The sequence below is a fragment of the Alkalibacterium sp. genome, assembly GCF_046484155.1.
Taxonomy (GTDB): domain Bacteria; phylum Bacillota; class Bacilli; order Lactobacillales; family Carnobacteriaceae_A; genus Alkalibacterium.
The window spans coordinates 18774-27885 of sequence record NZ_JAWOBT010000119.1 but is presented as its reverse complement, the minus strand read 5'-3'; the positions used below and the strand labels follow the sequence as shown (position 1 = coordinate 27885).

Here is a 9112-nt window from a genome sequence, read left to right as displayed (position 1 = left end):
CAACTGCTTCCTCACGAAGGGCACGTAATCCGCCATTGCATGCCCTTCACACCGGCTGACTCCTCACGAAGGGCACGGAATCCGCTAGTGCGTGCCCTTCACACCGGCTGACTCCTCACGAAAGGCACGGAATCAACCGTTGCGTGCCTTTCACACCGGCTGACTCCTCACGAAGGGCACGGAATAACCTTTCTCGTCCTAAAAACACAAAAATAAGGATGTCCATTCCAATAGAATGGCATCCTTATTTATATATCACTTATTTCTCTTCAGTTTCGTCCTCGATTAAATCAATCGTCTCTTTATATGCGTTTACAGGTGTCCCATCTGAATCTTCATCCAAGATGAATGAGCCGTTGCTGTATCGGTCACTGTAAGCATAGTCTTTTGCTCTAACAGTGAAGGTTTTGCCTTTGTCTGTAACAACTGTCCACTCGGTATCTAATTGCTGCACATCGATCATAAGCGCCATACGGTGAGGTTTGTTTTTCAATTCTCTTAAAACAAGCAAGCCACGCTTCGCTCTTGAAATCACATCGTAATCTGTGATATTCATTTTCTTGACAGACCCTCGGTTAGTGATCATGAGGACACTCTTATTTCCTTCAGAAGGATCAAAGATGATGCCACCGACCACGTAATCTTGTTTCTTCAAGCTGATCGACTTCACGCCACTGGCATTTGCTCCGACCGTCGAGACTTCCGTTAAGGCGTAACGCAATCCAAACCCTAAATGTGTGACTAGGAAAACGTCATACAATGTTTCATCCTCGATCAGGTCGACTGACAGCAATGCATCAGCATCTGATTTTAATTTTATCGCTGTCGTTGACCGCGAACGATAAGTTCTTTTCGGCGCGTACCCCGAAGCCAGCGTTTGCTTAATGTATCCTTCTCTTGTGATAAAGACGAATTTCCGTTGTTCGGAAAACTCTTTTAAGCCAAAGGCAGCAACTATTTTCTCATCAGGCTGTAAACTGATAGTTTGAGAAATATGTTCACCTAGATCTTTCCATTTGATATCAGGGATCTCGTGAACGGGCCGGTTGATGACATTTCCTTTTGTTGTAAACAGGACGATATGATCCAGTGTTGATATCTTTTCTACAAACAGCGAGTAGTCACCATCTCTCAGGCCCATCTCTTGAGAATTTGAGGCGCCATATGAACGTAAGCTGGTTCGTTTCAGGTAGCCTTCTTTCGTGACTGAAACAACTACTTCCTCTTCCGTTACCAGTACTTTCTTTTCAACTTTCAATTCTTCGATTTTATCTTGAATCACCGTTTGTCTGTCTTGGGCATTGTCCTTCTTCACTTCTCTCAGTTCTTTTTTCATGACTGATTCAAGTGTTTTTTCATCATTTAAGATTTTACCGTACTCACTGATACGCCCTTCCAGTTCACTTGCTTCTTTTTGAAGTTGGGTGATATCGGTATTCGTTAAACGATAAAGCTGTAAACTGACAATGGCTTCCGCCTGCATGACTGAAAAATCATAGGCTTTGACGATGTTATCCTTCGCATCCGCTTTGTTATTACTTTCTCGAATCGTTTTAATGACCGCATCTAAAATAGAAATAGCTTTAATGAGTCCTACGACAATGTGCGCGCGTTTTTCATCTTTATGAAGTAAGAATGTCGTCCGTTTGCGGATAATGTCTTTTTTGTGAGCGATATAAGCTGTCAGGAAGTCTTTCAAGCCCACCTGTTGAGGACGACGATCGCTTATCGCTATCATGTTTAAATTATAAGATATTTGTAAATCTGTATTTTTAAATAAGTAGGTCAAGATACCTTGTGTCGGTGTATCTTTCTTCAACTCCACAACGATACGCAGGCCCGTACGGTCACTTTCATCACGGATATCCGCTATCCCATCAATTTTTTTATTGATGCGCATCTCGTCCATTTTACGAACCATGGTGGCTTTATTCACTTCATAAGGGATTTCAGTGATGACGATCTGTTCTTTACCGCCTCTCATTTGCTCAATTTCAGTTTTAGAACGGACCACTATTTTACCTTTTCCAGTCTCATAAGCGGATTTCAGTCCTTTTACTCCTTGGATGATCCCGCCAGTAGGAAAATCAGGACCTTTCACAAAGTCCATTAATTTATCGACGGATACATTTGGGTGTTGTATTTGATAAATACACGCATCGATGACTTCACTCAAATTGTGCGGCGGAATATCTGTCGCATACCCGGCTGAAATCCCGGTTGCACCATTAACGAGCAAATTAGGGAAACGAGCGGGTAAAACGGTGGGCTCATGTGTTGTATCATCAAAGTTTAAAACAAATTCAACTGTTTCTTTGTCAATGTCTTTAAGCAGTTCATTGGCTATCTTTGATAAGCGGGCTTCTGTATAACGCATCGCAGCCGGCGGATCACCGTCCATGCTCCCGTTATTTCCGTGCATAGTCACGAGAGGTGTTTTCATCTTCCAGTACTGACTCATGCGCACCATGGCTTCATATACACTGCTGTCGCCATGAGGATGGAAATTACCAATGACGTTACCGACCGTTTTGGCAGATTTTCTAAAGCCCTTGTCGTGGGTATTGCCTTCAGAATACATGGCATATAAAATACGACGCTGCACCGGTTTCAGACCATCTCTGATGTCTGGCAGTGCACGTTCTTGAATAATATATTTTGAGTACCTTCCAAAACGGTCGCCAATAACTTCTTCTAACGTTAATTCTTGTATTTCTACTCGTTCTTTTGCCATCTCAGTTAGTCAAACCTTTCTCACAACTCTAAAGTTTCTTCAACTTCTTCTAGTACATCGTTCGTCTCTAAAATGCTGCCTTCTTCTTCCAGAGAGAATTCAACGTTTTCTTCGATCCATTTACGTCTTGGATCCACTTTATTTCCCATCAACACGGACACTCGGCGCTCAGCTTGAGCCTCATCATCGATGGTCACACGGATAAGGGTACGCGTATCAGGATTCATGGTTGTATCCCACAACTGATCGGCGTTCATTTCCCCTAGACCCTTATAACGTTGTATAATATAGCCTTTACCGAAAGATTTCAGTACTTCTTTTAATTCCTCATCTGTCCAGGCGTACTCCATCATTTCCTTTTTGCCTTTGCCTTTAGAGACTTTATATAAAGGTGGTAGTGCCAAGTATACTTTGCCTTCTTCAATCAACGGTTTCATATAACGATAAAAGAACGTCAATATCAGAACTTGAATGTGGGCACCGTCTGTATCCGCATCGGTCATGATCACCACTTTATCGTAGTTACAGTCATTGATATCAAATTCAGGACCAACGCCGGCCCCGATCGTGTAGATCATCGTACTGATTTCTTCGTTTTTCAAGATATCCTGCATATTGGCTTTTTCAGTATTGATGACTTTTCCTCGCAATGGCAGAATCGCCTGGAATTTCCTGTCTCTTCCCTGCTTAGCCGAGCCACCAGCAGAATCCCCCTCAACCAGGTAAAGCTCATTCTTTTTGGCATTCTTACTCTGAGCCGGTGTCAGCTTCCCGGATAATAGCGTCTCTTTGCGTTTCTGCTTTTTCCCGTTACGCGATTCGTCTTTCGCTTTTCGGGCAGCCTCTCTTGCTTCTCGCGCTTTTATGGCTTTTCGTACGATCTGCTGACTCATTTCACCATTTTCAGCTAACCAAAAGTTGAATTGTTCCGAGATGACCGTGTCGCACGCTGCACGTGCCTCTGCAGTTCCCAGTTTACTTTTTGTCTGACCCTCAAATTGCAACAGGTTTTCCGGAATACGGATCGAAAGAATGATAGCAATTCCTTCTCTGACATCTGTTCCTTCCAGATTTTTATCTCGCTCTTTTAGTAAGTTGACGCGTTTGGCGTACTCGTTAAATGTCTTCGTGATTGCCGATTTCGTTCCGATCTCGTGTGTCCCGCCATCTTTTGTGCGGACATTATTGACGAAACTCAATAGATTCTCCGAGTAACCATCATTGTATTGAAAGGCGCATTCAACTTCGATGCCTTTAAATTCACCTTCAAAGTAAGCAATCGGTGTGAGGGTATCTTTTTCTTCGTTGAGGTAGTGCACAAATTCTTTGATACCCTCATCATAATGAAACACTTCTTCTTCGTTTTTACGTTCATCTTTCACCGTAATGGTGACCTCTTTAAGTAAGAAAGCCGACTCTCTGAGTCGTTCGCTTATTAAAGAAAAAGAATAGTCCGTTGTCGAAAAAACGTCTGGATCAGGCTTGAAGTGAACAGTTGTCCCAGTCAATTTCTTTTGAACTTTTTTCTTAGTCAATTTACCAGCCGGCTTACCGCCCTTCTCAAAGCGCTGCGTATATTCGTACCCGTCACGGTTGACTTTAACAGTTAAATGTTCGGATAAGGCATTAACAACAGACGCGCCTACACCATGCAGACCTCCAGAAGTTTTGTAACCGCCACTTTGTCCAAACTTGCCGCCCGCGTGTAAAACTGTAAAGATGACTTGAATGGTAGGAACGCCGGATTTGTGAATACCTGTAGGCATACCGCGTCCATCATCTTTAACCGTAATGCTGTTGTCTTTATGGATAATGACATCTATTTTTGAACCATAACCCGCCAGTACTTCGTCCACTGCATTGTCGACAATTTCATAGACTAAGTGATGAAGTCCTCTGGAATCGGTTGATCCGATATACATCCCGGGTCTTTTTCTTACGGCATCTAAGCCTTCTAATACTTGAATTGAATTATCGTCGTACTTATTTATAACCATTTATAATTACTCCTCGATAGTGATTCATAGAATAATTTGTGCCTTTCTACATGAAAACACAAGCACTAATATGATACCATAAAAACGCGTCCCTAAAAACGTCAATGCTACTTTTCATGGTATTAATAAAAAATGCTTATTCTGAACATCTCTTGATTTCCTTATCATGTAACAACTGTGTACTGGTATTCAGAAGACACTTTTTTAGTTAAATGATGAAATCGGTGGTTTACGAACTCAGTTCCCTTCTATTCAAAGCATGTCATTCCTTTGAGAATCAAAAGGTTGGGCGTTCATCCAACTAACGGAAAACGACCAACAGGCTTTCTCTATTGAAGCTTGAAAAAGCAATGATGAAAACCCGGCATCAGTAATTTTCCAGCAAATAATATAACAGGACTATCGAAACCAGAGTGATTATAAGGACGCCTGGCTTCGGCTGCGAATGATTTTCTAAATATTTAGTAAGCTTCTTGATATGAACAAAACCATAAATATTTTTCACTATAGTTTACTTTGATTTTCACGTGTTAATTGAGAATGGTTTTTGATCAAATGAAGTATAGCATAATTATGATACAGGTGAAATCGAAATATTTGCTTAAGATCTCACACTTTATATTAATATATTGGATAAAATCATACCTATCTAAACCGAATCGTGATAGAATTATTATTAGCGTCATCATGAGTTAAGGAGGAGATTAGTTGGTTGAGATAGTTGTGATACTCTGTGCCTACCTTTTGGGATCGATTCCTTCAGGTGTGTGGATAGGGAAACTTTTTTTCAAAACCGATGTTAGAGAACACGGAAGCGGCAACATGGGAACAACTAACACGTTCAGAGTTCTTGGTAAGACAGCTGGGACCATTGTATTGATTTTAGACATTGCAAAAGGAACGATTGCCGCCTTATTACCTGTATGGCTTGGTTTGAACATTCATCCAATGGCCGTGGGTATCTTCGCCGTCGTCGGTCATGTGTTTCCGATCTTCGCAGGATTCAAAGGTGGAAAAGCAGTGGCCACTAGTGCCGGTATCGTTATTGGAGCACAGCCATTATTTGTCTTTCTTATTTTGATTTTTGGAGTCACTTTATATGTTTCACGTATGGTAAGTTTGGCTAGTATTGTTACTTCGATCATTGCAGCGATCGCCTCATTATTCTTGGGAGACTGGATATTTGCAACGATCGTCTGGTTAGCTATGTTTATTGTCGTGATCAGACACCGCTCGAATATAGAACGAATTAAAAATGGCAGCGAAAATAAAGTGCCTTTTGGTTTAAACAAATCAAAAAAATAAATTTACCCTGAGAAAAAAAATCAAACAAAAGACCTTTTCTAACCCAGTCATTCTCACATGACGGTTGAAAAGGTCTTTTGTTTAGCCTATTATCTGATTTTTCCCGTTTTCTTTTGCTTCATACAAGTGTTTGTCAGCATCTCTCAATACATCCTCATGATCACCCTGCGTGTAAACAGTGAAACCACCACTGATCGTCAGGGATTCGTTTTTCAAGAATTCATTTGTTTCAATAGCTGAACGGCAATCTTCCAGTACCTTTATCGCATGCTCTTTTGAGATGTTTGGCAAGAGTATCAGAAATTCCTCGCCACCATAACGACCGACGCATCCTTTTTTTCTCAGAACATATTCCATCGCTTTAGCCGTCTCTTTGAGCACATAATCCCCATAAACGTGACCTTTGGTATCATTGAGTCGTTTGAAATCATCGATATCTATCATACTGACGATCAGAGAATACTCTTGAATAGCCGACTCCACGATCCGAGCTTTCAACTCTCGGATAATTGAACGCCGATTTCTGATCTGCGTCAATTCGTCTTTATCGACCAGTTCAATCAGCGATGACGCCAAGTCTACCAGGTTTTCTTCTTTTTTCTTTTGTTCCGTGATATCAAAGACTATGCCCGTGAGGAAAAGTGGCGCACCGTCTTTGGATCGTTTAGTGACTTTGCCGCGATCATAATACCATTTCCATTGACCATCTTTTGCTTTGATCCGGTATTCCACTTCGTAAACAGGTGTTGACCCTTTCAAATGCTCCCGCATATTAGCCATCACGGGTTCAAAATCATCTGGGTGCAATTTGCTTGTAAAGAAATCATAAGGAACTTTCTCTGGGACCTCTTCCATCTTGTAACCCAGTGCTTCTACTTTCAACGGATTAAAGACCACATCATTCCGCTGAACGTTCCAATACCAGTGACCGAGATTCCCTTTCCAGGGATAATCCAGCTTGGCTTCAGCCTCTTTTTCTGCAAGAAGCTCGTCTATCAGCATCCCCTGTTCTGTGATCTTTAAAAGCAGGTCTTCTTTTGAATGTTCACTTAATTTTTCTGCATCCATCTCTGCACCCCGATTAGTGTTTTATAAAATATAACGGCTGAGGTCTTTGTCCTGAACGATATGACCGATTTTATCTTCGACATATTTTTTTGTGATTTTCACTTCACCCATACTCATATCCGGTGATTCGAATAATAGATCTTCGAGTAAGCGTTCAAGAATCGTGTGTAAGCGACGGGCACCGATATTTTCAGTGGATTCGTTCACTTCATAGGCAATTCCGGCTATTTCTTCAATAGCTTCCATTGTAAAGATGACATCAATGTTTTCTGTTTCAAGTAAGGCACGGTATTGTTTGATCAGAGCGTTTTCTGGTTCAGTGAGTATCTTGACAAAGTCATCTTTAGTTAAATCATCAAGCTCAACGCGAATAGGAAAACGACCCTGCAATTCTGGGATCAAATCGCTCGGTTTAGAAACATGGAACGCACCAGAACCGATGAACAGGATATGATCCGTATTGACTGTTCCGTATTTGGTTGGCACACTGGATCCTTCAACGATCGGCAGGATGTCTCTTTGGACACCTTCTCTTGAAACTTGGCCGCTGTTTTGTCCTTTAGAAGTGATTTTATCGATCTCATCGACAAAGATGATCCCGGAATTTTCAGTTAAGTGGACGGCATCCGCATTAATATCTTCTGTATTGATCAGTTTGTCTGCTTCTTCTTCGGCGAATATATCCAAAGCTTCTTTAACCGTCACTTTGCGTTTAACTTTTTTGGAAGGCGTGAGCTGACCGAGTGTTTCTGACAAATCAATGCCCATCTGTTCCATAGGTGCACTCATGGGACTGTTCGCTGCTTTTTTCTTCTCCGTCACTTTTATTTCAACTTCCCTGGAGTCCAGGACGCCTCGACCGATCTGATCGATCAATTCGGCACGTTTGGAAGAAATTTCTTCCGTAACTGTTTCTTCTTCTTCATCATCATCAGCGTTTTGGCTGAACTGGCTGGGATCCATCCCCATCCCTTTAAACATGCCTGCTAGCGGATTGTTATCGTTACTGCTTTTTTGCTTTTTGATCCCCGGTGCCAGCGCTTTTGCGACACGCTCAACGGCTCTTTTTTCAGCACGGCCACGGACATTTCGTCGGTATTCTTCACGGACTAGCTGTATGGATGCTTCAGTTAAGTCTCTGACCATCGATTCAACGTCGCGTCCGATGTAACCGACTTCTGTAAATTTAGTGGCTTCAACTTTGATAAAAGGCGCATCCACGATCGCGGCTAAGCGACGGGCGATTTCTGTTTTACCGACTCCGGTTGCCCCGATCATCAGGATATTTTTCGGAGTGATCTCTTTCTGCATATCCTCGTCCAGTTTCAAGCGACGATAGCGATTACGCAGAGCCACAGCGACGGCTTTTTTAGCATCCTGCTGTCCTACGATATATTTGTCTAATTTCGTTACAATCTCTCTAGGTGTAAAATCATTTCTTACTCTCATCTCATCATTCTCCTTACAGTTTTTCTGACACGATATTGTGGTTAGTGTAGACGCAGATATCTGCGGCAATGTTTAAACTATCTTTTGCTATTTGTTCGGCAGTTAAGTTTTCGCCGTGTTTTTTCAAAGCTCTGGCAGCTGACAAAGCAAAATTCCCGCCTGAACCGATGCCTAATATGCCATCATCCGGCTGAATCACTTCGCCATTTCCTGAAATCAGGAGTATTTGTTCTTTATTCATGACGATCAGCAGGGCTTCCAGGTTTTTCATCATTTTATCCGTACGCCATTCTTTAGCCAGTTCTACTGCCGCACGCATCAAATGACCGTTGTACTGGTTCAAATAGCCTTCAAATTTTTCTTCTAAAGTAAACGCATCCGCCACGCTGCCGGCGAAACCGACAAGGACTTCGTTGTTATATATTTTTCTTATTTTGCGGGCAGTCCCTTTCATGATGACTGATTCGCCCATAGTGACTTGTCCGTCTCCAGCCATGGCACATTCGCCATTGTGCTGTATAGCTAATATCGTTGTTGCATGAAACTGTGTCATTTTTAT

6 protein-coding genes are annotated in these 9112 nt (G+C 42.0%); 1 reads left to right on the top strand and 5 read right to left on the bottom strand.

The window, feature by feature from the left end; translation table 11 throughout:
* Positions 1-259: 259 nt before the first annotated feature.
* Complete coding sequence (gene parC, locus R6U02_RS08740) at positions 260-2734, bottom strand: DNA topoisomerase IV subunit A (RefSeq protein WP_410263230.1); 2475 nt, start codon at positions 2732-2734, stop codon at positions 260-262.
* Positions 2735-2754: 20 nt separating this feature from the next.
* On the bottom strand, positions 2755-4731 hold the full coding sequence (parE, locus tag R6U02_RS08735; protein ID WP_410263229.1) for a DNA topoisomerase IV subunit B: 1977 nt from the start codon (positions 4729-4731) through the stop codon (positions 2755-2757).
* Positions 4732-5439: 708 nt separating this feature from the next.
* Between parE and plsY the strand changes: the two genes are divergently transcribed.
* The gene (gene plsY, locus R6U02_RS08730; protein WP_410263228.1) at positions 5440-6036 is read left to right on the top strand and encodes a glycerol-3-phosphate 1-O-acyltransferase PlsY; all 597 of its coding nucleotides are present in this window, start codon (positions 5440-5442) and stop codon (positions 6034-6036) included.
* 81 nt (positions 6037-6117) lie between these two features.
* Here plsY and R6U02_RS08725 read toward each other — a convergent pair whose 3' ends face one another.
* From R6U02_RS08725 to hslV, 3 genes are read right to left on the bottom strand one after another with little or no spacing between them, the layout of a single operon-like run.
* The gene (locus tag R6U02_RS08725) at positions 6118-7104 is read right to left on the bottom strand and encodes a diguanylate cyclase domain-containing protein (protein ID WP_410263227.1); all 987 of its coding nucleotides are present in this window, start codon (positions 7102-7104) and stop codon (positions 6118-6120) included.
* Positions 7105-7125: 21 nt separating this feature from the next.
* Entirely contained in the window at positions 7126-8553 is a 1428-nt protein-coding gene (gene hslU / locus R6U02_RS08720) for an ATP-dependent protease ATPase subunit HslU (protein WP_410263226.1), read from the bottom strand.
* 13 nt (positions 8554-8566) lie between these two features.
* Positions 8567-9112: an ATP-dependent protease subunit HslV gene (gene hslV, locus R6U02_RS08715; protein ID WP_410263231.1), complete on the bottom strand. Its 546-nt coding sequence runs from the start codon at positions 9110-9112 to the stop codon at positions 8567-8569.

Coding starts and splice junctions, on each gene's coding strand:
- parC (WP_410263230.1), bottom strand. CDS start 2,734: ATGGCAAAAGAACGAGTAGAAATACAAGAATTAACGTTAGAAGAAGTT.
- parE (WP_410263229.1), bottom strand. CDS start 4,731: ATGGTTATAAATAAGTACGACGATAATTCAATTCAAGTATTAGAAGGC.
- R6U02_RS08725 (WP_410263227.1), bottom strand. CDS start 7,104: ATGGATGCAGAAAAATTAAGTGAACATTCAAAAGAAGACCTGCTTTTA.
- hslU (WP_410263226.1), bottom strand. CDS start 8,553: ATGAGAGTAAGAAATGATTTTACACCTAGAGAGATTGTAACGAAATTA.